Annotated in this window: 28 protein-coding genes; 14 read left to right on the top strand and 14 right to left on the bottom strand. The window is 38.0% G+C overall.

Going from position 1 to position 20,621, the window contains the following annotated elements; all coding sequences use genetic code 11:
- The first annotated feature begins 35 nt into the window (after window positions 1-35).
- From ACK3CR_RS19230 to ACK3CR_RS19215, 4 genes are all read left to right on the top strand, one after another.
- A complete protein-coding gene (locus tag ACK3CR_RS19230) occupies window positions 36-746 on the top strand; it encodes a cytochrome c biogenesis CcdA family protein (protein ID WP_328122605.1) in 711 nt (236 codons plus the stop codon).
- Window positions 747-828: 82 nt separating this feature from the next.
- The gene (locus ACK3CR_RS19225; protein ID WP_488975958.1) at window positions 829-1,197 is read left to right on the top strand and encodes a response regulator; all 369 of its coding nucleotides are present in this window, start codon (window positions 829-831) and stop codon (window positions 1,195-1,197) included.
- Between the two features lie 215 nt (window positions 1,198-1,412).
- Window positions 1,413-1,985: a DUF2179 domain-containing protein gene (locus tag ACK3CR_RS19220; protein ID WP_019392040.1), complete on the top strand. Its 573-nt coding sequence runs from the start codon at window positions 1,413-1,415 to the stop codon at window positions 1,983-1,985.
- A gap of 119 nt (window positions 1,986-2,104) precedes the next feature.
- Window positions 2,105-2,593 carry a CcdC family protein gene (locus tag ACK3CR_RS19215; protein ID WP_019392041.1) on the top strand — a complete coding sequence of 163 codons (489 nt, stop codon included), beginning with the start codon at window positions 2,105-2,107 and terminating at the stop codon, window positions 2,591-2,593.
- 34 nt (window positions 2,594-2,627) lie between these two features.
- Here ACK3CR_RS19215 and ACK3CR_RS19210 read toward each other — a convergent pair whose 3' ends face one another.
- Window positions 2,628-3,056: a DUF2621 family protein gene (locus ACK3CR_RS19210; RefSeq protein WP_480380412.1), complete on the bottom strand. Its 429-nt coding sequence runs from the start codon at window positions 3,054-3,056 to the stop codon at window positions 2,628-2,630.
- 120 nt (window positions 3,057-3,176) lie between these two features.
- Here ACK3CR_RS19210 and ACK3CR_RS19205 point away from each other — a divergent pair, with 120 nt between their 5' ends.
- On the top strand, window positions 3,177-3,335 hold the full coding sequence (locus ACK3CR_RS19205; RefSeq protein ID WP_243518647.1) for a hypothetical protein: 159 nt from the start codon (window positions 3,177-3,179) through the stop codon (window positions 3,333-3,335).
- 29 nt (window positions 3,336-3,364) lie between these two features.
- Here the strand turns inward: ACK3CR_RS19205 and ACK3CR_RS19200 are convergent, their stop codons facing one another.
- Together ACK3CR_RS19200 and ACK3CR_RS19195 are read right to left on the bottom strand one after the other, a co-directional pair.
- Window positions 3,365-3,760 carry an Hsp20/alpha crystallin family protein gene (locus ACK3CR_RS19200; protein WP_328122606.1) on the bottom strand — a complete coding sequence of 132 codons (396 nt, stop codon included), beginning with the start codon at window positions 3,758-3,760 and terminating at the stop codon, window positions 3,365-3,367.
- Between the two features lie 103 nt (window positions 3,761-3,863).
- Window positions 3,864-4,007, bottom strand: a complete 144-nt coding sequence (locus ACK3CR_RS19195; protein WP_019392045.1) for a small acid-soluble spore protein P — start codon at window positions 4,005-4,007, stop codon at window positions 3,864-3,866.
- 390 nt (window positions 4,008-4,397) lie between these two features.
- Here ACK3CR_RS19195 and acnA point away from each other — a divergent pair, with 390 nt between their 5' ends.
- The 6 genes from acnA to ACK3CR_RS19165 all read left to right on the top strand — a co-directional run bounded on the left by acnA (window position 4,398) and on the right by ACK3CR_RS19165 (window position 9,076).
- Window positions 4,398-7,118 carry an aconitate hydratase AcnA gene (acnA, locus tag ACK3CR_RS19190; RefSeq protein ID WP_243518651.1) on the top strand — a complete coding sequence of 907 codons (2,721 nt, stop codon included), beginning with the start codon at window positions 4,398-4,400 and terminating at the stop codon, window positions 7,116-7,118.
- 147 nt (window positions 7,119-7,265) lie between these two features.
- On the top strand, window positions 7,266-7,826 hold the full coding sequence (locus tag ACK3CR_RS19185) for a TlpA family protein disulfide reductase (RefSeq protein WP_243518653.1): 561 nt from the start codon (window positions 7,266-7,268) through the stop codon (window positions 7,824-7,826).
- Between the two features lie 83 nt (window positions 7,827-7,909).
- Complete coding sequence (locus ACK3CR_RS19180; RefSeq protein ID WP_019392049.1) at window positions 7,910-8,041, top strand: FbpB family small basic protein; 132 nt, start codon at window positions 7,910-7,912, stop codon at window positions 8,039-8,041.
- Between the two features lie 56 nt (window positions 8,042-8,097).
- Window positions 8,098-8,241 carry an acid-soluble spore protein N gene (locus ACK3CR_RS19175; protein WP_019392050.1) on the top strand — a complete coding sequence of 48 codons (144 nt, stop codon included), beginning with the start codon at window positions 8,098-8,100 and terminating at the stop codon, window positions 8,239-8,241.
- An 85-nt stretch (window positions 8,242-8,326) separates the two neighbouring features.
- Window positions 8,327-8,560, top strand: coding sequence for a small acid-soluble spore protein Tlp (tlp, locus tag ACK3CR_RS19170; RefSeq protein WP_243518655.1), 234 nt, complete (start codon window positions 8,327-8,329; stop codon window positions 8,558-8,560).
- 96 nt (window positions 8,561-8,656) lie between these two features.
- Window positions 8,657-9,076 carry an acyl-CoA thioesterase gene (locus ACK3CR_RS19165; protein ID WP_488975957.1) on the top strand — a complete coding sequence of 140 codons (420 nt, stop codon included), beginning with the start codon at window positions 8,657-8,659 and terminating at the stop codon, window positions 9,074-9,076.
- A 24-nt stretch (window positions 9,077-9,100) separates the two neighbouring features.
- On the opposite strand, the gene ACK3CR_RS19160 is transcribed toward ACK3CR_RS19165, so the two are convergent.
- From ACK3CR_RS19160 to ACK3CR_RS19135, 6 genes are all read right to left on the bottom strand, one after another.
- Window positions 9,101-9,391 carry a HesB/YadR/YfhF family protein gene (locus ACK3CR_RS19160; protein ID WP_040056535.1) on the bottom strand — a complete coding sequence of 97 codons (291 nt, stop codon included), beginning with the start codon at window positions 9,389-9,391 and terminating at the stop codon, window positions 9,101-9,103.
- 228 nt (window positions 9,392-9,619) lie between these two features.
- Window positions 9,620-9,967: a MaoC/PaaZ C-terminal domain-containing protein gene (locus ACK3CR_RS19155; protein WP_328122607.1), complete on the bottom strand. Its 348-nt coding sequence runs from the start codon at window positions 9,965-9,967 to the stop codon at window positions 9,620-9,622.
- Window positions 9,964-10,350 (bottom strand): FAS1-like dehydratase domain-containing protein, encoded by a 387-nt coding sequence (locus ACK3CR_RS19150; protein ID WP_243518660.1) that lies wholly within the window; start codon window positions 10,348-10,350, stop codon window positions 9,964-9,966. Before ACK3CR_RS19150 ends, ACK3CR_RS19155 begins: the two co-directional genes overlap by 4 nt.
- Entirely contained in the window at window positions 10,347-11,438 is a 1,092-nt protein-coding gene (locus ACK3CR_RS19145) for an acetyl-CoA C-acyltransferase (RefSeq protein ID WP_243518662.1), read from the bottom strand. The genes ACK3CR_RS19150 and ACK3CR_RS19145 overlap by 4 nt, the downstream gene beginning before the upstream one ends.
- Window positions 11,435-12,874 (bottom strand): AMP-binding protein, encoded by a 1,440-nt coding sequence (locus ACK3CR_RS19140; protein WP_488975956.1) that lies wholly within the window; start codon window positions 12,872-12,874, stop codon window positions 11,435-11,437. The genes ACK3CR_RS19145 and ACK3CR_RS19140 overlap by 4 nt, the downstream gene beginning before the upstream one ends.
- A 28-nt stretch (window positions 12,875-12,902) precedes the next feature.
- The gene (locus tag ACK3CR_RS19135; protein WP_488975955.1) at window positions 12,903-13,466 is read right to left on the bottom strand and encodes a biotin transporter BioY; all 564 of its coding nucleotides are present in this window, start codon (window positions 13,464-13,466) and stop codon (window positions 12,903-12,905) included.
- Between the two features lie 174 nt (window positions 13,467-13,640).
- On the opposite strand from ACK3CR_RS19135, the gene ACK3CR_RS19130 reads away from it, so the two are divergent.
- Window positions 13,641-14,342 (top strand): copper homeostasis protein CutC, encoded by a 702-nt coding sequence (locus ACK3CR_RS19130; protein WP_243518668.1) that lies wholly within the window; start codon window positions 13,641-13,643, stop codon window positions 14,340-14,342.
- Between the two features lie 39 nt (window positions 14,343-14,381).
- The gene (locus ACK3CR_RS19125) at window positions 14,382-14,699 is read left to right on the top strand and encodes a thioredoxin family protein (protein ID WP_243518670.1); all 318 of its coding nucleotides are present in this window, start codon (window positions 14,382-14,384) and stop codon (window positions 14,697-14,699) included.
- Window positions 14,700-14,728: 29 nt separating this feature from the next.
- On the opposite strand, the gene ACK3CR_RS19120 is transcribed toward ACK3CR_RS19125, so the two are convergent.
- Genes ACK3CR_RS19120 through ACK3CR_RS19100 form a run of 5 tightly spaced genes read right to left on the bottom strand, consistent with a single transcriptional unit; the run spans window position 14,729 to window position 19,390 of the window.
- Window positions 14,729-15,535: an alpha/beta hydrolase gene (locus tag ACK3CR_RS19120; RefSeq protein ID WP_243518673.1), complete on the bottom strand. Its 807-nt coding sequence runs from the start codon at window positions 15,533-15,535 to the stop codon at window positions 14,729-14,731.
- A gap of 19 nt (window positions 15,536-15,554) precedes the next feature.
- Window positions 15,555-16,382: an ABC transporter ATP-binding protein gene (locus ACK3CR_RS19115; protein ID WP_243518677.1), complete on the bottom strand. Its 828-nt coding sequence runs from the start codon at window positions 16,380-16,382 to the stop codon at window positions 15,555-15,557.
- Between the two features lie 10 nt (window positions 16,383-16,392).
- On the bottom strand, window positions 16,393-17,415 hold the full coding sequence (locus ACK3CR_RS19110) for a FecCD family ABC transporter permease (RefSeq protein WP_488975953.1): 1,023 nt from the start codon (window positions 17,413-17,415) through the stop codon (window positions 16,393-16,395).
- Window positions 17,408-18,415 (bottom strand): FecCD family ABC transporter permease, encoded by a 1,008-nt coding sequence (locus ACK3CR_RS19105; RefSeq protein ID WP_268583913.1) that lies wholly within the window; start codon window positions 18,413-18,415, stop codon window positions 17,408-17,410. The genes ACK3CR_RS19110 and ACK3CR_RS19105 overlap by 8 nt, the downstream gene beginning before the upstream one ends.
- 18 nt (window positions 18,416-18,433) lie before the next feature.
- Entirely contained in the window at window positions 18,434-19,390 is a 957-nt protein-coding gene (locus tag ACK3CR_RS19100; RefSeq protein ID WP_243518683.1) for an ABC transporter substrate-binding protein, read from the bottom strand.
- 444 nt (window positions 19,391-19,834) lie between these two features.
- Here ACK3CR_RS19100 and ACK3CR_RS19095 point away from each other — a divergent pair, with 444 nt between their 5' ends.
- Window positions 19,835-20,614 (top strand): 2,3-dihydro-2,3-dihydroxybenzoate dehydrogenase, encoded by a 780-nt coding sequence (locus ACK3CR_RS19095; protein ID WP_243518685.1) that lies wholly within the window; start codon window positions 19,835-19,837, stop codon window positions 20,612-20,614.
- The last annotated feature ends 7 nt before the right edge of the window (window positions 20,615-20,621 follow it).

The raw sequence follows: 20,621 nt of genomic DNA, 5'->3' as shown, positions 1-20,621 counted from the left end.
CATGTAAAAGTAGAGCAAAAGGAGGAGGAACATATATGGTTTCTGATATTAATCTTTTCCTTGCCTTTGGAGCAGGTGTTTTGTCGTTTATTTCTCCTTGCTGTCTACCATTATATCCAGCCTTTCTTTCTTATATAACGGGGGTTTCAGTTGAAAAATTAAAAGAAGGAGAGCGATCTGGACGGAAAATGGCGATGGTTCATACGCTTTTCTTTATTTTAGGTTTTTCCGTCATTTTTATTGCCCTTGGGTTTGCCACATCTCTTGTTGGAACGTGGTTTCATAATTATCAAGACTTTATTAGACAAATAGGGGCGATTTTCATTGTGTTTTTTGGGCTGATTGTGCTTGGTATTTTAAAACCTACTTTCTTAATGAAGGATCGAAAACTTAGTTTTACAAAGAGGCCAAGCGGACTTTTAGGTTCGTCTTTAATTGGTGTTGCCTTTGCAGCAGGATGGACACCGTGTACAGGGCCTATTCTTGTATCTGTTATGGCGCTTGCTGCAACAAATCCAAGTTCAGGGCTCCTTTATATGACAGCATATGCTCTTGGTTTTTCAATTCCTTTTTTCCTCCTTTCTTTCTTCATTGGAGGAGCGAAATGGATTAAAAAATATAGCCGCCGCTTCACAAAAGTAGGGGGAGGCTTGATGGTAGCAATGGGGGTTGTTCTTTATTTTGACTGGATGACAAAAATAATTGTGTACTCTACAAGTCTCTTTGGAGGGTTCCAAGGGTTTTAATGGTGGAAAGCATTGAAAAAGGCCTTATTGGTTGGTAGAGTAAAACATAGAATGTACAAGGATTTTTTAGGAGGCTACAAGAGTGGCAAGTGTTCTCATCGTGGATGATTCCCAATTTATTCGGCAAACTCTTGCACAGATTTTACAAACAAGCGAATATAAAGTCGTAGGAGAAGCAGCGACAGGGACAGAAGCTGTTGACAAGTATCGACTTCTTCGCCCTGACCTTGTGATTATGGATGTGACAATGCCTGAAATGGATGGAGTTCAAGCATTAAAATGTATACATAGTGAATTTCAGGATGCACAAATTGTGATGTGCTCAACTGTTAGTCAGCAGAGGATGATAGTCAAAGCAATTGAATCTGGCGCTAAAGATTTCATCGTCAAACCATTTCATAAAACAACAGTACTTGATACAGTTCATCGGTTGTTTCAAAAACCTGTTTAACATCTGTTAAACAGGTTTTTTTTTACGCGTTTCTTCATTTTTTAGAATGTAACGCAATCCCTTGAAAGACAAGGGATTGACAGGTCTTGAGTCTCTAAAAAAAAATAATAAAAAAAATTATGAAAAAGTCTATTTCCAACGAAGAACTTGAGTGGTAAAATAATATCGATTCAATGGATAATTGAAGATCTTAAAGGTACGAAGAGGTGGGTCTTTTGAAAGAGATTATCTTGATTTTGCTGCTGCAGCTTGTGTATGTTCCTGTTTTAACATTAAGGACGCTTCTGCTTGTTAAAGGGATGAGTACGTATGCTTCAGTTTTCGGTTTTTTGGAAGCTCTTATTTATGTTTTTGGATTATCCCTTGTTTTTAGTGGTGATCAAAGTACAGCTGCGATGGTTGTATATGCAGTAGGCTTTGGTGTTGGAATCTTAATTGGAAGCTATGTTGAAAATCGTCTAGCAATTGGCTTTACAACATTTATTGTGAATTTGGACAATAAAAATGAAGAGCTTATTGCACGTCTTCGCCAAGAAGGATTTGGTGTCACGGTCTTTGAAGGTGAAGGAAGAGACAGCGTACGCTACCAGCTTGAAATTCTAACAAAGCGAAATCGAGAAGTCGAACTTTTTCGTCTTATTGAGGAGTATGACGCGCGTGCTTTTATTATTTCTTACGAGCCGCGTAAATTTAAAGGTGGCTTCCTTTTAAAAAGCCTAAAGAAACAAAAGGTGAAAAAGAATGCTGTAACGCCAGAAGGAAGTTCTCCAACTTCGCCACATCCTTAATATATGGACACAAGCAAAAGAAAGATCTTCTTTCAAATAAAAAAGGTGTCCCACTTCTTTTTTAACGTTATATTGGTTATACTAGAAGTATAACTTTATCGAAAAAAGGAAGGATTATAATGGTCAATACAGTTACGATCTTTTCAGCGATAATTGCAACATTAATGGCTCTTACTGTTATTGTGGTACGGATTAAAGCCTCAAAGAAACCAACAAATGCTAAAAAAATTATCCTGCCGCCATTTTTTATGAGCACAGGAGCACTTATGTTTATTGATCCGTTTTTTCGAGTTTCTCTATCTGAGTTTTTAGAAGCTATTCTTTTAGGTATGCTCTTTTCTATTTTACTTATCAAAACATCAAAATTCGAAATACGAGATGAAGCTATTTATTTGAAACGATCTAAAGCTTTTGCGCTTATCCTTATTACGCTTTTAATTGTAAGAATCGGTCTTAAATCATATTTAAGCATGTCCATTGATATTGGACAGCTTAGCGGCATGTTCTGGATTTTGGCCTTTGGTATGATTGTGCCTTGGCGCATTGCGATGTATCGTTCGTACCGTAAGTTAGAGCAAGAAATGTTCAATAAAACAAAAATGGTATAAAAGAAAAGCGGCCGATTGGCCGCTTTTTATATTCTTACGTGAAAAATTGCTGATATTGGGCGAGATCGATTTCTTTTTCTTTTAACTTTTTGCGAAGAAATTTATGGTCGCGTTTTGGTGTTGCGATGATGTAGCCTTCAATGATAATATCATCTGTCAGTTCCTTTACTCGACGTTTGAAAGCAAGATGTCCTATACTTCCAGCAATCTTGTTGCGAGCTACATCACGAAATAGCTCTGGAACAGGTTCAACAAGCTCCTCAAGCAGCTGTTTTTGTTCTTTGCTCCATAGTTGTCGAGTTTGTGTAATATAGTAGTCTTCCCAGTCTAGATCGCTCATACCGTCTTCTTTTGGGAGGCGTTTTAAAAACTTGCGAAACATAAAAAAACCGCCGATTGCAAATAGGCCAAAAAGTATGATCACCCAAAAAAGAATAAACCATAAAAACCACCCTGACAGCATATGATCACCCTTTATTTATAAGTTATCTCTATTTTACTTCATGAAAACAGGATTTTCCATGATTGATTCTATCGAAAAAAACGATTATGCTACATATGAAATGAAAGATGAGGTGATATAATGTTTGCATTCTTAACAGCACTTGGGTTTTTGGGCCTCATTTTATACGCTACAACGTTTATGTATGGAGTGTTTAAAAAAGAGAAAAAAAAGAAGTCACCGCTTCTTATTAGCTTTCTTGTAATGATTATCGGTTTAATCGGACTTCAGCTAACGTAAAAAGGGGACGTTAAGCAACACGTCCCTTTTTAGCGGCTAGTAATAGGGATATGAGAAGAGAGGGTAAAAGCAGTACGAGTTTTAGCTATAAAGATTTCTAAAATAGACTTATGAAAAACAGCGCGAATTTCTCGCTCCTGTAAGCTGAAGGGGAAATCGATAATTTGTTCTATCTTTTGCTCATTTGAAAGAGAATGAAAAGCTGAAAGCTTAAGCGCATCTTCCTCTAGCAAAAGGGAAATATCCTCTCGTTCGTAACCAATAAGTTCGGCTTCAATAATATAATCTTGCTCTGTTTCAAAAAGATCAATACGGGCATAGTTTTGTTCAGCATAATGCAAAAAAGGGTGTGAAAACACATAATCTACCCATGCATTAAAATCGTCGCTAACCTCACTTTCATTGTGAGCGTTTTCCTTTTTCATTATTCTTCCTCCACCATTGTATTCTTCCTCGTACAGTGTATTCTGCAAGGGAATAAATGGTGTGTAAAAAGAGAACAGGATACCAAAAGGTATCCTGTTTTTTTTACATGTCATGATGACTGTGTTGTTTTTGACGCGAGTGCTGTCTGTTTTTTACTTTATGTGAGCCGCTCAATGGAGCAGGCTGACCGGGGTTATCGCCTTTTGGTGCGTTTTTTCGAATATCTTTACCGTTGTTTTTGTTCATTGTGGGCCTTCCTTTCTCTTGTAAAGGATGAGCAGAACTGCTCTCTTATAGGATGAGAAAATGAAGAAGTTTTATGTATGGGAAAAGGGGGCAATAGACGTGGGAAGTTTGGTAAATGATAATAAAAAAAGAACGTTTTCTTTTCTTTTTTTCGGGAAAGAGAGAAAAGACCGAACTTCCAGAAAAAAGAAAAAATAATCATAAAAAACAGACCATTATAAATTATTAGATAAAATTGTAGAAAAGTAAACTTAATAATAAGTAAAACTTATAACAACTAATAACATTCTTTTTATTTACTTATGTATGAGGTTATATTAAGATAAGTTTGAGAGAAGTTTTACAAGGTGGAAAAGTCTGTTGATACATATTACTTAAGGGGGTAATCGAATGAGCAAAGATTTATTCAATGCACGTTCATCATTTACTGTAGATGGAAAAACATATCATTACTATCGTTTGCAAGCGCTTGAAGAAGCAGGAGCAGGAAAAGTTTCAAAACTTCCGTACTCTGTGAAGGTTCTTCTAGAATCAGTTCTTCGCCAAGCAGACGGACGCGTAATTACAAAAGAACACGTAGAGAATTTAGCAAAATGGGGCACATCAGATATTAAAGACATAGATGTTCCATTCAAGCCTTCTCGCGTTATCCTACAAGACTTTACAGGTGTTCCAGCCGTTGTTGACCTTGCATCTTTACGTAAAGCAATGGCAGATATGGGTGGAGATCCTGATAAAATTAACCCTGAAATCCCAGTTGACCTTGTTGTTGACCATTCTGTTCAAGTTGATAAAGCAGGAAGCGAAGATGCACTTCGTTTTAATATGAACCTTGAGTTCGAACGTAATGCAGAGCGCTATAACTTCCTTAACTGGGCACAGAAAGCATTTAACAACTATCGTGCAGTTCCACCAGCAACAGGGATTGTTCACCAAGTAAATTTAGAATATTTAGCAAATGTTGTGCAAGCTGTTGAAAATGAGGATGGAGAAGTTGAAACATTCCCAGACACGCTTGTTGGAACAGATTCACATACAACAATGATTAATGGTATCGGTGTTCTAGGATGGGGCGTTGGTGGTATTGAAGCTGAAGCAGGTATGCTTGGTCAACCATCTTACTTCCCAGTACCAGAAGTTATCGGTGTTAAATTAACAGGAGCACTTCCAAACGGAACAACAGCAACAGACTTAGCGTTAAAAGTAACGCAAGTACTTCGTCAAAAAGGTGTTGTTGGAAAGTTTGTTGAATTCTTTGGCCCTGGTATTAAAGCTCTACCGCTTGCAGACCGCGCAACAATTGCCAATATGGCACCTGAGTATGGCGCAACATGTGGATTCTTCCCTGTTGATGAAGAGTCACTAAATTACATGCGTCTAACAGGTCGTAAAGAAGAACAAATCAAACTTGTTGAAGAGTACTGTAAGAAAAATGGCCTCTTCTATACAGAAGGTACGCCAGATCCAACGTTCACGTCCGTTGTTGAGATCGACTTAAGTGAAATCGAAGCTAACTTGTCTGGACCAAAACGTCCACAAGACTTAATTCCACTTTCTCAAATGAAAGATGAATTTAATAAAGCACTTGTTGCACCAGCTGGAAACCAAGGATTCGGCTTAGAAGCAACAGAGAAAAATAAAGAAGTAACAGTGAAATTTAACGATGGCCGTGAAACAACGATGAAAACAGGCGCAATTGCGATTGCTGCAATTACGAGCTGTACAAATACATCAAATCCATACGTACTTGTTGCAGCAGGTCTTGTTGCTAAGAAAGCCGTTGAAAAAGGTCTTATCGTTCCTGAGTATGTGAAAACATCACTAGCACCAGGATCAAAAGTTGTAACAGGTTATCTTGAAGAAGCAGGTCTTCTTCCATACCTTGAAAAAATCGGTTTCAACGTTGTAGGCTATGGCTGTACAACATGTATCGGAAACTCTGGTCCACTTGAGCAAGAAATCGAAGAAGCAGTAGCTAAGAGCGACCTTCTTATAACGTCTGTTCTTTCAGGTAACCGTAACTTTGAAGGACGTATTCACCCGCTTGTAAAAGGAAACTATTTAGCATCTCCACCGCTTGTTGTAGCATATGCACTAGCTGGAACGGTTGATGTTGATCTTCAAACAGATTCATTTGGAAAAGATAAAGATGGAAATGAAATCTACTTCAAAGATATCTGGCCATCTATGACAGAAGTTGATGAAGTTGTGAAAAATAATGTAACACCAGAATTATTCCGTAAGCAATATGAGCGCGTGTTTGATGATAATGAACGTTGGAACGACATTAAAACAAGTGAAGAACCTCTTTACACTTGGAATGATGATTCAACATACATTCAAAACCCACCGTTCTTTGAAGGATTAACACAAGACATTGAAGAAGTAAAACCACTTGTTGGTCTTCGTGCAGTTGGTAAATTTGGAGATTCTGTAACAACAGACCACATTTCACCAGCAGGTTCAATTGCAAAAGAATCACCAGCAGGTCGCTATCTTCTAAACAACGATGTTGAAATTCGTGATTTCAACTCATATGGCTCTCGTCGTGGTAACCACGAAGTGATGATGCGCGGTACATTTGCTAACATCCGTATTCGTAACCAGCTTGCTCCAGGCACTGAAGGCGGTTATACAACATACTGGCCAACAGGCGAAACAATGTCTATCTATGATGCGTGCATGCGCTATAAAGAAGACAATACACCGCTTATCGTAATGGGTGGAAAAGACTATGGAATGGGAAGCTCTCGTGACTGGGCTGCTAAAGGAACAAATCTTCTTGGCATTAAAACAGTTATTGCAGAAAGCTTCGAGCGTATTCACCGTAGCAACCTTGTTCTTATGGGCGTGCTTCCTCTTCAATTTAAAGAAGGCGACAGCGCTGATAAGCTAGGTTTAACAGGAAAAGAAACGTTCAACATTGCGATTGATGAAAATGTAAAACCACGTGACTTCGTCAAAGTAACAGCAACAGATGAAACTGGTAAAGTTACAGAGTTTGAAGCACTTGTTCGCTTTGATAGTGAAGTGGAAATTGATTACTATCGTCACGGCGGTATCTTACAAATGGTACTTCGCGACAAGCTTCAATCTAAATCAATGGCATAATGTTTTGAAAGAAGGATTCTTCAGAGAATCCTTCTTTTTTTATGGATGAAAAAAGGAACAAGAGAAAGAAAAAGCGAAGTTTTATAAAAAGTATGGATTAAAAAACACATGCATATATACATAATATTGAGAAAGAAGGTGAGAGACTTGTGGAGAAAAGGATTAGCCGTTGCATTATTGCTTATTATGATTGGTTATACAGGATGGCAAATGATACAGCCAAAAGAAAATAAAGCAAACAGTTCATATGAGAATGGAAATGTTGAAAATAACCAAACCTCGATGGGGATTGAAGAAGGGAAAATGGCTCCATCTTTTACACTCTCTTCCCTAAGCGGAGAGGAGATCGCACTAGAGCACTTAAAAGGAAAAAAAGTGATTCTTAATTTCTGGGCAACATGGTGTCCACCTTGCAAAAAAGAGATGCCTGAAATGCAAAAAATAAGCAAGGCTCATGGAGAGGAAGTTGAAATCTTAGCGATCAACTCAACAGACAACGAAAAAAGTGTAAAAAGTGTGGAAGATTTTATTGAAAAAGGAGGATATACTTTTACTGTTTTACTTGATCCAGAAGGGGAAGTGAACGGAAATTTGTATAAAACTGTGGCATTCCCAACCTCTTATTTCATTAATGAAGAAGGAAAAATTGTTAAACGTATCAATGGACAGCTCACTGAAAAAGAGATGCTCGAATTTATTCAAAGTTAAAAAGTCTGAAGATTTGTATGAGTCGCGTTTTTCTGGGGATAATGAAAATACAAAGAATCTTAGGAAATGGAAGGAAGAGAAAAATGCGAAAAGTTAGAAAACGTTCATTTACACAGCTTTTGCATGAAAACAAGCAGGCGCTATTAAACGATAAGGAAGCATTGGATAAATTGGAAGAGCGTCTTGAAGCACGTATGAGTCGGGAAGAAGGATAAATACGTACATAGTTTTCCCTCGTCTTGGTTATAGTAAAGGGCGAGGGGGGAGAACTATGAGCAATCCAAAACGACATAGCCAGCACTTTGTTCCAAGTCACATTGGTACACAACCTCGTGCTGCAGGTGGAAACAAAGGAAAAAAGATGCAAGATAAATCAGGCAAACACGCCCAAGTGATGCAAACAAAAGGCGAATAACCAACATAAATGGGACATCTCCCATGCTCATCATAAAACAGTTTCTTCAACTACCATTGTTATTCATCAAAGGAGGAAATGAAAAATGGCATGGCAACAACCAAATCCAGATGATCGTAGTGATAACGTAGAAAGACTTCAAGAAGCAATTAACAACACAGTTGAAAACATGTGCAAAGCAGAAGATGCTCTTGAACATGCTTCTGACAAGGACCGTGCTGATATTGAAGCGAAAAATCATCGTCGAGAAGAAAGCCTTACAGCGATGCGTAATGAAGTAAAAGAAGAAGCCGCTGACCGCGAAAACGGCTATTCGTAAAAGAGAAAGGCTGCGTAATGCAGCCTTTCTTTTTTTATTCAAAAAGAAACATATGATAAAATAAAAGAGAAAACTTAGAAGATAGAAGGGAAAATTATGATTTTATCCAAAAGAGATATTGAAGTACGCTATGCTGAAACAGATCAAATGGGCATTGTATATCATGCAAACTATGTAATATGGATGGAAATTGGGCGCACCGCACTGATTGAAGAGCTTGGATTTCGCTATGCAGATATGGAGAAGGATGGGATTCTTTCGCCTGTGCTAGAAATTAATGCTCAATATAAAAAGCCCGTTAAATATGGAGAAGTAGCTTCTGTACATACATGGATTGAAGAATATGATGGAGTGCGAGTAACATACGGGTATGAAATCTATAATGGTAACGGTTATTTATCTGTTATTGGCTATAGTAAACATGCGTGTGTAAAAAAAGAAAACTTTCGCCCAGTTTCAATGCGAAAGTATTTTCCAACGTGGCATGAAGCTTATTTAAAAGCAAAAAAAGCGTAGAAGAATATTCTTCTACGCTTTTTCTTATTTGTTGTAGTGAAATAGAGGTTCTTCCCCTTGTTCATCAAGTGTAACCGATACATCATGCTCATCAAAGAACCAGAGATCTTCATCTTCGATAAAGAAAGTAATTCCATTTTGTTCGTCAGAAGCGCCAATTTTAAGCGGGTCGTCTGATTTCACGCCAAGGGAAAATCCTTTTTGAACAGTGCTGCAGCCACCATAGCGTACGAAAAAGCGAACTTTACTTCCGTTATCGATATGTAAAGCTTCTTTGTACCAGTTTGCTGCCTCTTCTGAAACAGTCAATTTCATGCTAATCAACTCCCTTTCTTAGCTCTTCTCCCTTTCTTTATTATAAGAGAAATACAAGAGAATGAAAAGGAATTGAGCGTTTTTTAATAAAACGTTGTTCTAAAAGATATATAAAGGATTTTCCTAACGTTTTTATAGATTCATTGTTCTGCTCCTTTCTGTATTATGTTAGTAAAAGTACCGTGTTTAGAAAAGATGAACAACTTTCAATGTGTTTCCTTTGTAATCTTATAAAGAAGAAAATGAAATGTTTCCTTTAACAATGTTTTCGCCTTCACATACCCCTTTTACATGTAATGTTTCTCCTTTTTCCTCTACAGTTAAAGAAATGGACTGTCCTATATATAAAGGAGAAAGAAAGGTCATGTTATACTGCTTGACGTATGAGCGTTTTGGGATGGAAGAAGACAGAGCAGCCATTACTTTCCCCATCGAAAGCATGCCATGCCCAATTCGGTCTTTGAACCCATACTTTTTTGCTTCTTCTTTGTTCATATGAATTGGATTATAATCAGAAGATACCTTTGCATAATTGTTGATATCTTCTTCGCTTACAAAAAGGGTATAAGTTTTCATTCTCTTTCTCCTTTGATTAGAGTTGAGGAACATGTTGCAACTTGATTTCCCTTTTCGTTAAAAATGGTAAGCTTTTGTTCGTAAAAAATATAGCCGTGTCGTCTTTTCACTTCTTTAAAGGTATATTCGCACATGTAGTTTGTGTCGATGTATAGCGGTTGATTATAGTCAAAAGATTGTGTTCGATGAACGACTCCATGGAATACTTCTTCTTTCGGTTTAAGGAATAGAAAAGGCATAGAAGGAGGGAGGGGGATCGAGGCAAAACCATGTTGTTTGGCTTCCTCTTCAGAAAAATAGATACCCTCTTTTTCGTTAACTGAGTTAGCATACTCTTGAACATCTTGCTTTGTTATCAGAATCGAAAATTTATCATTGATCATTTTATCACCTCAAATAATATAGAGAGTCCAAGTCCGCCAGCAATTCCAGCTGAAGCTATCGCGTAGCGGGCATCTCTTTTTTGCCCTTCATAAAAAAGACGAGTAGCAAGCATGGCACCTGATGCTCCGTACGGATGACCAAGGGCAATCGCTCCGCCTCTTACATTAAGACGTTCTATTGGAATGTGAAGTTCGCGAGCGCATGCCACAACTTTAGAAGAAAAAGCTTCATTAATTTCAAATAAATCAATATCATGGACAGTTAAATTTTGTTCGTCAAGCAGTTTACGTATTGCTTTAATGGGTGCTTCTCCAGGGAAGTGAGGATGCACGCCAACTGAAGCGGTACCGAGTATTTTAAGTCCTCTGTACATGTTAAGTTCTTTCGCTCGTTCACCTTCCATCACAACGGTAACACAGCTGCCATCACTAATGCCTGCACAGTTTGCTGCTGTAACTGTTCCATCATATAAAAAAGAAGGAGCTGCGCGCGAAAACAGTCGCTCACTAGGTGGTTTACGAGTTAATGTTTCGTCACAATCAATTCCGAAGAGAGGGAGGATTTCCTCTTTTAAACTACCGTTTTGAAGAGCTTCATACGTCCTCGTATAGCTAATGCGAGCATACTCATCTTGCTTAGCACGTGTAATGCCGTATTTTTGAGCCACATATTCTGCAGCAAGGCCCATATCAGGATCACCAATTTCATCAGGAGAGAATCTCGCTCTTTTTTTGTAGGAAGAGGTGCTTGTACTTTCTGAACCGCCCGCTAAGTAGCATGTTCCACTGCCGCTTTTAATCAAAGCAGCTGAGAGGCGAATAGCCTCAAGACCACCTCCGCATTGGCGATCAAGTGTTAAGCCAGGGATACTTGGGGAAAGCCCCCCTTGCAAAAGAGAAAGGCGAGCAAGGTTTCCACCTGGGCCAATGGTATGAGCTAAAATGACTTCATCAATTGTTCCAGGAACACAGCGCGATAGCTCGTAAAGGAGAGGAGCTGTTAATTCTTCTACATTTTTTGTCTTAAAGACGCCATTTTGACGCCCAATTGGCGTTCGTTTTGCTTGAACAATTAAGGCTTCCTTCACTGTATTTCCTCCGTTTCTAGGTGGTTTTTTAACGCTTGCCGAGCAATCTTTCCACTTGATGTATACGGGAGTTCCTTCACAAATCGCCATAACCTTGGTACTTTGTACGAAGAAAGGTGCTTTCGGACAAAGGAAGAAAGTTCTCTTTTTGAGGCATTTCCTACAATAAAAGCAAGTGGTTTTTGTCCCCAATAAGCGTCAGTTACCCCAATGACTGCTGCTTCTTGTACATTTTCATGTTTCTTTAATATTTCTTCAATTTCTTCAGGAAAAATATTTAAGCCGCCATAAAGAATCATATTATGCTTTCGTCCGATAATGTAGAGAAAGCCTTGTTCATCAAGATAGCCCATATCATCAACGGTCATCCACTCATCAGGAGAGTCTATTCCATCTCCATTTAAGTAGCCAAGAAAACGCAGCTCGCTTTTTACGTAAACAGTTCCAATTTCACAAGGAGGGAGCATTTCTCCTTTATCACCGACAATTTTAATAGAAACATGCTGACAAGGTGTCCCAACAGAAGAAGCATGGTTTCGATTTTCATTATTCAACACAGAAACAAAGCTAAGTTCAGATGCTCCGTAAAATTCGTAATGCTTCATAAAAGGAAAAAGGGCAAGAGCTTTTTTACGCGTGGACGGTTCCCATTTTGCGCCTGAAGAGAGCATTTTAAAGGAGGAATTCACTTTTTCTCCTTTAGAAAGCAGTGCTTCAATCATTGTTGGAACACTGTATACGGTTGTTATATTTTGGGATTTCAAAAGAGAGAAAACAGCAGAAGAAGAAAATCTCTCCATAAGATGGACGGTTCCTCCGAGAAAGAGCGTGCTAATAGCTCCATACAAAAATAAAGAATGAACAAGAGGCCCTGGTATAAGCACACATTCTTCACTATGCATATGAAAATCTGTTTTGTTGCAATCAAAGCTTTTTACCCATGACTTCTGTGAACGTAGAAAAGCTTTTGGTTTTCCTGTTGAACCTGATGTGAATCCCATATAGAAAGGGGAATGTGGGTCAACAGAGAGAACAGGAGAAGGTAACGTTTTCTCTACATCTATTTTCCAATCCTCTACTAAGGTGAATTTCTTTGTAAAAGAGAGTTTCCTAGAAAGAGAGGAGGAAGTTAGTAAAACATGTGGAGAAGAAAGAGAAAGACGTTCTTCTAGTTCCATTGGTGATGAACGGGGATCAAGCGGGATAGCTGTCCATCCCGCTCTTGATGCCCCAGTGAATATTTGTAAAAATTCTAGACTGTTTTGGAGCAAAAAGGCTACTTTTAAAGGTTTCTGTGAATAGTTTTGAAACCAGCCTGCTGTTTTTTGAATTAAATTGTTCCACTCTTTATAAGAAAGGGTTTCTTTCGCTGTAACAAGGGCAGGACGAAGTGGATTGCTGTCTGCATATTTTTCGTATGTACTTGTAACATTCATGATTATTCCACCTTTAAAAACGAGCACTCTACGATGCTTTAGATGTTGGTATTTTTAACTTTGGTCGTAATACTCGCGCTAGTTTTAAAATAAAAAAGGAAGCAGCAGCTGCCTTAATAAGGTCGCCAGGTAAATAAACAACGCTAAGCTTTAGTGCATGAAGAAAAGATATATTCATAAAAGCGGCCTGTACGGGGATACCAACTGCATAAGTAGTCAAAATACCTCCTACTATTGTAGCACTAAAAATGTTTGAAAAATTCTGTTTTTTTATTATTTTATGTACAATAAAACCAGTGACAAAGGCAGCAAGAGGGTAGCTTAATACAAATCCTCCGCTTGGACCAACAAAAACACTAAATCCGCCTCGTCCACCTGTTAAAAGCGGCATGCCTGCTGCAATTAGAAGAAGAAAAAGTCCTTGACTTAAAGCGCCAAGCCGCGCTCCAAGTAGTCCTCCAGAAAGCATAACAACAAAGTTTTGTAGCACAATAGGAACAGGTGTAAAAGATAGCATAATAGGTGGAAAAAGGCCAAATACGCCCATAATGGCTGCCATCATACTCACAAAAGCAAGTTCTTTTGTTTTCATTATTCGAAACCCCCCTCAATGTATTTGTTAAGAGTTTATAAGAAAAATGGTTTTTATGTCAACTTATTTTTAATTTTAGTTTACGTAAAAAAGAGAAAGACCTAGCAAAAAGGACTCTTTTCGTTGAGAGAAAGATAGGGTAGTGTAAAAGAAATTCAGGAGGAGGTGGCTGTTGTGTTATTAGAAATTGCGGTAACAACAGTGGAAGATGCGCTTATTGCTCAAGAGAATGGTGCAGATCGAATGGTTGTCATGTCGTCTGTTGGAAATGAAGGTGTAACGCCAAGCTTTGGCCTTGTTGAGGAAATTAAGAAATTTTCATTTGTTCCACTAAGCGTTCTTATTCAACCACATTGTCAAACATATGCGTATAACAAGTATGATGTAAAAACAATGTGTCGCGACATTGAAATGATGAAGGAATTAAAAGTAGAAGGAGTATCTTTTGGATGCTTAACAAAAGAAGGCGAAATTGACAAACAGATGTTAGAGCTTCTCTTATATAGAGCAAGAGGGATGCATGTTTCTTTTCACAATGCCTTTGATTTTATAAGAGATCAAGGAGAAGCTTTGGAGCTTCTTGCCCAATATAAAGAAGTAAAAAGCGTATGGACATCAGGGCGTGAGCGAACAGCTTTAAATGGTCTTCCACATATTAAAAGGCTTTTAAAGAAAAGCAATCGTCCACATTTAACGGCTTGTCGAGGGTTAAAACCTGAAAATTTAAAGGCTTTTTTAGATGTTACAGATGTTGAGGAAGTTCACTTGTTTTCAGGTGTTCGAGAATCTTGTCATGTGAGAAAACCAATCAGTGCAAAAAGTGTTGCAAAAGCAAAAGAAATTGTTGAATGGATAAACAAAAAACGTGAAAAATGAGTAAAGGGCTTTTATAATGAGTAGTGGGAGGTGTAGAGTATGAAGAAATTAACATCAAAAGAAGAGTTTCAGCAAGCTATTGCAGGTGATGAAATAAGCGTTGGGATTTTTACAACAACGTGGTGCCCAGACTGCAAGCGCCTTGATATGTTTATCGACGATATCATTAATAAACACGACGATAAAAAGTGGTTTACCGTTGATCGTGATGAGCTTGAAGAAGTGGCAGATGAAAACCAAGTAATGGGTATTCCATCACTTCTTGTATATCGAAACGGAGAAAAAATGGCGCATCTACATAGCGCTAATGCTAAAACTCCAGAATCTGTCGAAGAATTTTTGGAGTCTGTAAAATAAGAAAAAGAGAGGCATCATCCTCTCTTTTTTTATGTGCGAAGTGATATAAACCGCAAAGATTGACTTAATACGGCTAGAACAACAGACATATGGTTTTCCCCTTTTGCTTCGACAAAAGAAAAGGAAAAAGGGCTGCTGTTTATCGATGAAAATCGTTTTGCAAGATCTTGTGCATCTGTGACCATATGGTCTTTTTCTTCTGAACCAATGCTCACAAATAGCTTTTTATGTAAAGTCTCATTGTGGAGGTTTTTTCTAAACTCTTCTTCTTTTGCTAAAATAGCACGCTCGTTCCACCAAAGGGAAGGGCTGCTTGCAATATAAGCGCTAAAAAGAGAAGGCTTTGTATAAAGCGAATAAAGAGCAAAGAGTCCACCAAGTGAATGACCGAAAAGTGCTTCATTTTCAGTATCAATTGGGTAGTGTTCTAGAATTTGTGGCTTCAGTGTTTCCTCTAGAAAAGCTAGAAAAGTATCTGCTCCTCCTGTTTCAGACCATGGTTCGCCGTTTGGTTTCTTCGGTAACTTAAGAGAAGACGAGGGCGGAGTGAAGTCATAGCATCTTCTCTCAGAAACGAAGTCTTCACGTCTAGCGTCCCCAATTCCAACTACAATCATAGGTAAAACATTCGTTTTTGCAGAACGTCTTGCTTGAAGTCTCACAGCATCCCGAAATGTTCGAAAAAAAGCATTGCCATCAAGAACATATAAAACGGGAAATCCTTGCTGTGGAGGAGGTGTATTAGGGACATAAACAGAAATTTGATATGAAACTCCTTCTTTAGAATGAAGGTCGAAAGAGTCTTCGTTGTGATTGACAGACTGAATAGAAATCATCTTTTTTCTCCTCTCATCATTAGTTTGTAATATATACTTTTTCAAATGACTCTTCTTGTTTTTTTCCAATGCTATCGTATCCAAAGCAAACAGGTGCGCCATTATATGGATCAATCATAATGCGTGCTTCAATTTCAAAGACTTCGCGCAGCACATCTTCGGTAATAATATCTCGCGGTGCTCCTTTTTGAATAATTTCTCCGTTTTTCATAGCCACAATATGATGAGAAAAACGAGCTGCATGGTTGATATCATGAAGAACCATCACAATTGTGCGCATCTTATCCCTATTTAAATTTTCTACAATTTCTAATACCTCAAGCTGATGGGCCATATCGAGATATGTTGTTGGCTCATCAAGAAGAAGTACTTCTGTTTCTTGTGCAAGTGCCATTGCAAGCCATACTTTTTGGCGCTGACCTCCTGATAGTTGCCCAATTTCACGATGCTTAAAAGAAGAGGTTCTCGTCACTTCCAGAGCCCAGTTGATCATTTCTTTATCATAAGAAGAAAGCTTGTTTTTATTTGTGCGATGTGGGTAACGTCCATATGAGACAAGTTCTTCTACTTTCAACTCGCTTGGTGCAGTTGGTGTTTGAGGAAGAAGCGATAAATTTTTAGCAATTTGTTTTGTTGCCATCTTGCTTAGATTTTGACCTTGTAAATATACGTTTCCATGTTGCTGTTTTAAAATACGGCCCATTGTCTTAAGCAACGTTGATTTTCCACAGCCGTTTGGACCAATAATAGTAGTGATTTCTCCTTTTGGGATTGTTACATTAAGATCTGTAAACACTGAGAATTTTTCATAGCTTGCAGCTAGATTTTCCGTTCGTAAAATACTCATTTTATTCCTCCTATGCTTTTGCTTTTGAAAGTAAATAGAGAAAATAAGGAACACCAATAATCGATAACACGATACCAACCGGAAGCTCAAGCGGTTGAAAAATGGTTTTTCCAATATAATCAGAAAGTAAAACAAGCAGCATTCCAATTCCGCCACAAATAGGAATAACGCGTCTATGGTGAACGCCAACAAGCCTTCTTGCAATATGTGGAGACAAAAGGCCAACAAAAGCAATGCTTCCTGAGACAGCTACACATGCACTAACAATCCCAATACTTCCTAATAGTAAAAGTACCTTCTCTTTTTCAACTGAAACACCAAGGCTTTTGATACTTGATTCTTCAAGCTGGAAGAGGTCGAGCAAATGAGCTTTTCGATATAAAAGAGGGATAAGAATGAGCAGCCAAGGCACAACAGACAGAACATAGTGCCAGTTAGCATCGTAAATACTTCCGGAAAGCCAGACTGTTGCCATTTCAAAATCAGAGGAGTTCATTTTAAGAGAAAGATAGAGAGAAAGAGCTCCAAACCCTGAACTAATCGCAATTCCTGTTAAAATCAGCCTTCCTGTATCAATTCGTCCATTTTGCCATGAAAATATGAAAATTAAGAAGGCGGCTAAAAGGCCTCCACAAAGTCCAAAAATCGGCATAATCATAAGGGAAAAGAAGCCGACATTAGCGATTTGACCTTGAAAGAAAAACATAAATAGAACAATTGCTGTTCCAGCTCCTGAATTAATTCCAAGTATCCCTGAGTCTGCTAGTCCGTTGCGCGTTATCCCTTGAATAACGGCTCCTGCAATTCCTAATCCTAAACCAACTAATCCAGCAATTAAAATACGTGGAAGTCTAAAATCAAATATAACAAGATCGTATTTAGGATCCTCATTGATGCGTAAAAGTGTTTCTACTACGTTTCGTACCGTCATTTCAAACGCTCCGCTTGTTAAGCTAAAATACCCTGTTGTTAAGATTAATAGCAACAGAATGATAATTGTAAGCGTATAGCGCTGCCATGAATCTTTAGGCATTTTTTTCGCCCCCTTTCTTTTTCACAAGATATAGAAAGAAAGGAATGCCAATAAGGGATGTAACAACTCCAATAGGTGTTTCAAAAGGATAGTTTACAAAACGACTTATCACATCACAAAGAGCAAGAAAAACAGCTCCAATAGCTCCTGCACAAGGAATGAGCCATTTATAATCAATCCCAACTAAAAAACGGGTCATGTGAGGGATAATAAGGCCAACAAAGCCAATCTTTCCAACAAGTGCAACAGTTGTACCGGTTAAAATCACAACTGCTAAGATTGCTAGTGTTTTAATCAATCCTGTACGTTCTCCTAAATTAGTAGACACTTCATCGCCGAGTGAAAGAATTGTGACAGATTTAGAGATAAAAAGAGCAAGGAAGATTCCGATAATCCCAGCCGGTACAGAAAGAGTTAAAACGTCCATATCAACACTATGAAGCTTCGCATTGTACCAAAAACTTATATTTTGGGACACTTGAAAATAAGAGGCAATAGCAGAAGAGATGCCGCTTAAAAATGTTCCAATGACCGTTCCGATGATGGCAAGACGAATTGGAGACAAGCCGTTTGGAACAAGAGACCCAAAACCAAGGACAAGTGCTGCACCAAGAGCAGATCCTGCGATTGAGTAGAGAATCATTGTTGTTGAACTTAAGTTTGGAGAGACAACCATCAAAATCGTAATTACAAAAGCAGATCCATCTGAAACCCCCATAATAGAAGGAGAGGCAAGGTAATTTCGTGTAATTCCTTGCATAAGTGCTCCTGATATAGCTAGAAAAGCCCCGACAAGCAGGGCTGCTAGCACTCTCGGCAAACGAGAGGTGAGAATAACATTGTGATCAACATTCGATGGGTCATAATGCATGAAAGCATTCCAAACGCTAAGAATACTAATGTCTTTTGCTCCATATAAAATGGATAATAGAATCGTAGCAATTACAAGAAATGGAGTGCTACATAAAATTAGAATAGGAATAGCGCTTGTTTTTAGCATATGTGAACGCACCTTACATTATTTTGTTAAGTCTTTCTTTGCTGCTTTCAAGAATTCTTGTTTACTATAAGCTGTTCCACCTTGGAAAAGAGGATCAACAGAATTTACAAATACTTTGTCATCTTGCACTGCTTTTATGCTTTTCCAAATTGGGTTTTTCTGAAGATCTTCTAATGCTTTTGGTGTTTTAGCATTTTCGCTATCTGCAAACTGAACAAAAAGGTAATCTGGATTAATATCTGCAAGTTTTTCAAGTGAAACAAGTTCTTGTGTTTTTACAGGCTTAATTTCTTCTGGTACTTTAATGCCAAAATCATTGTATAGAGAAGAGTTGAAATATACATCTTGTGGGTAAACATACAAGTTACCACCACGTACGCGTACAAGAAGTACTTTTTTATCTTTTACAGATCCACTAATATCTTCTTTTAACTGAGCTGCTTCTTTTTCATAGTCACTAATAATCTTTTTCGCTTTGTCTGTTTTCCCTGCTAGTCCTCCTAAAAGAAGCAAGTTATCTTTCCAGTTTGCTGAAACGTGAGAGTATGGAATGGTTGTAGCTACTTTATTTAGCTTTTCAGTCACGTTTTTGGGAGACTTTGATGTCCATAAAATAACGTCAGGATCAACATTGAGAAGCGTTTCCTCATCAGGCTGCATTTTTTCCCCAATGCCTGTAGCTCCATCTAAGTCTTTTGCTAAATATTCAGGTATTTTCCCACCTACTGTAATTGTTGCTGCTGGTTTAATGCCAAGCACCGCAGAATCTTCCATAGATTCTAAGCTTGCTGCTGCAATTTTATCCACATTAGCAGGGAGAGTGTACTCTTTTCCTAAATATTTGATTGTTTGTTCCTTTGCACTTGTCTCTTCTGCTTTTGAATCAGACTGCTGAGCTGTTTTTTCTGTGTTGCATGCAGCAAGTCCTAGTGTAAGTAAAGTAGACATTCCAATTAGAGCAATTTTCTTTTTCATGTTCTTAACCCCTTTTATATTTTTTTATGTACAGCTAAAATAGCGTGTTCACCTTTTTAAAATTTGATACTGATAATCATTATCAATATCAAATATAGCGAGAAATCTTCTAAAATTCAAGGAAGAATTTGAAAAAAATAAAAATAAAAAGCTTCTTTAGGTAACGTGTTTAGGTCTTTATACTTAGAAAATAAAGGAAAAAGGAGTGTGGAAGAAGAGAAAAGTCTTTATATATAAGGGGAATTTAAAAAATCAAATAGCTCTAGGCTTTTAAAGAAAGATAGTCGAAAAGTTGTTTTTTTTCTTTAAGAAGTTTGAGAGGGTTGACGAGAATAGTTGAGAAGTATTATCATTTGAACTGTTCAATCGATAGTGAAAATCATTATCAATTGATCTAGTCCTACTAAGACAATTTTTCAGCATAGAAAAAAAGGAAGTGAAGATATGGGTGAAGGAAAGCCTAGTGTTGCCCTTATAACAGGGGCAGCCCAAGGAATTGGGAAAGAAGTAGCAAGGAGATTTGCTCAGGAAGGATTCTTTGTTGCTTTGTTGGATCAAAATGTTCAAAATCTTCACGCTGTTGAAGAAAGTTTGAAAAGTAAACATTATCAGGTAAAAGCTTTTTCAGTAGATATTACAAAAAGCAAAGATGTTGAAGAAATCATTGATGATATCGAAAAGAATATAGGGCCTATTGAATGTTTAGCAAATGTTGCAGGCGTTCTTCGGATGGGAAAAACAGTTGAACTTAGCGATGAAGATTGGGCGGCAACTTTTGCAGTCAATACAACAGGAGTATTTGTTATGTCTCGAACAGTGAGCCGCTATATGATCAATAGAGGACGCGGCTCTATCGTAACAGTTAGTTCAAATGCAGGTCATATGCCAAGAATAGATATGGCTGCTTATGCTTCATCAAAGGCAGCTGCAACAATGTTCACGAAATGCTTAGGATTAGAGCTTGCTCAGTTCGGAATTCGTTGTAACGTTGTAGCTCCAGGATCAACGAACACGGAAATGCTGAAGTTGCTATGGGAAGACGAAAAAGGAGAAGAAAATGTTATTAAAGGTTCACTTGAAACGTATAAAACGGGTATACCTCTCCACAAAATAGCAACTCCATCAGATATTGCTGAAGCCGTTTTATTTCTATCGTCTGACAAAGCAGGTCACATTACGATGAATAGTTTGTGTGTCGATGGGGGCGCAACCCTAGGTGTATAACCTTAAA

It is taken from the genome of Priestia sp. TRM10, assembly GCF_057808375.1.
Note: the sequence above shows the minus strand (reverse complement) of the source record. Positions and strands in the feature narration are given on the sequence as shown.

Bases quoted from the DNA above. Each gene is read 5' to 3' on its own strand.
- ACK3CR_RS19230 (WP_328122605.1), top strand. From the start codon at position 36: ATGGTTTCTGATATTAATCTTTTCCTTGCCTTTGGAGCAGGTGTTTTG.
- ACK3CR_RS19215 (WP_019392041.1), top strand. From the start codon at position 2,105: ATGGTCAATACAGTTACGATCTTTTCAGCGATAATTGCAACATTAATG.
- ACK3CR_RS19210 (WP_480380412.1), bottom strand. From the start codon at position 3,056: ATGCTGTCAGGGTGGTTTTTATGGTTTATTCTTTTTTGGGTGATCATA.
- ACK3CR_RS19205 (WP_243518647.1), top strand. From the start codon at position 3,177: ATGTTTGCATTCTTAACAGCACTTGGGTTTTTGGGCCTCATTTTATAC.
- ACK3CR_RS19200 (WP_328122606.1), bottom strand. From the start codon at position 3,760: ATGAAAAAGGAAAACGCTCACAATGAAAGTGAGGTTAGCGACGATTTT.
- ACK3CR_RS19195 (WP_019392045.1), bottom strand. From the start codon at position 4,007: ATGAACAAAAACAACGGTAAAGATATTCGAAAAAACGCACCAAAAGGC.
- acnA (WP_243518651.1), top strand. From the start codon at position 4,398: ATGAGCAAAGATTTATTCAATGCACGTTCATCATTTACTGTAGATGGA.
- ACK3CR_RS19180 (WP_019392049.1), top strand. From the start codon at position 7,910: ATGCGAAAAGTTAGAAAACGTTCATTTACACAGCTTTTGCATGAAAAC.
- ACK3CR_RS19175 (WP_019392050.1), top strand. From the start codon at position 8,098: ATGAGCAATCCAAAACGACATAGCCAGCACTTTGTTCCAAGTCACATT.
- tlp (WP_243518655.1), top strand. From the start codon at position 8,327: ATGGCATGGCAACAACCAAATCCAGATGATCGTAGTGATAACGTAGAA.
- ACK3CR_RS19165 (WP_488975957.1), top strand. From the start codon at position 8,657: ATGATTTTATCCAAAAGAGATATTGAAGTACGCTATGCTGAAACAGAT.
- ACK3CR_RS19160 (WP_040056535.1), bottom strand. From the start codon at position 9,391: ATGAAATTGACTGTTTCAGAAGAGGCAGCAAACTGGTACAAAGAAGCT.
- ACK3CR_RS19155 (WP_328122607.1), bottom strand. From the start codon at position 9,967: ATGAAAACTTATACCCTTTTTGTAAGCGAAGAAGATATCAACAATTAT.
- ACK3CR_RS19150 (WP_243518660.1), bottom strand. From the start codon at position 10,350: ATGATCAATGATAAATTTTCGATTCTGATAACAAAGCAAGATGTTCAA.
- ACK3CR_RS19140 (WP_488975956.1), bottom strand. From the start codon at position 12,874: ATGAATGTTACAAGTACATACGAAAAATATGCAGACAGCAATCCACTT.
- ACK3CR_RS19135 (WP_488975955.1), bottom strand. From the start codon at position 13,466: ATGAAAACAAAAGAACTTGCTTTTGTGAGTATGATGGCAGCCATTATG.
- ACK3CR_RS19125 (WP_243518670.1), top strand. From the start codon at position 14,382: ATGAAGAAATTAACATCAAAAGAAGAGTTTCAGCAAGCTATTGCAGGT.
- ACK3CR_RS19120 (WP_243518673.1), bottom strand. From the start codon at position 15,535: ATGATTTCTATTCAGTCTGTCAATCACAACGAAGACTCTTTCGACCTT.
- ACK3CR_RS19115 (WP_243518677.1), bottom strand. From the start codon at position 16,382: ATGAGTATTTTACGAACGGAAAATCTAGCTGCAAGCTATGAAAAATTC.
- ACK3CR_RS19110 (WP_488975953.1), bottom strand. From the start codon at position 17,415: ATGCCTAAAGATTCATGGCAGCGCTATACGCTTACAATTATCATTCTG.
- ACK3CR_RS19105 (WP_268583913.1), bottom strand. From the start codon at position 18,415: ATGCTAAAAACAAGCGCTATTCCTATTCTAATTTTATGTAGCACTCCA.
- ACK3CR_RS19100 (WP_243518683.1), bottom strand. From the start codon at position 19,390: ATGAAAAAGAAAATTGCTCTAATTGGAATGTCTACTTTACTTACACTA.
- ACK3CR_RS19095 (WP_243518685.1), top strand. From the start codon at position 19,835: ATGGGTGAAGGAAAGCCTAGTGTTGCCCTTATAACAGGGGCAGCCCAA.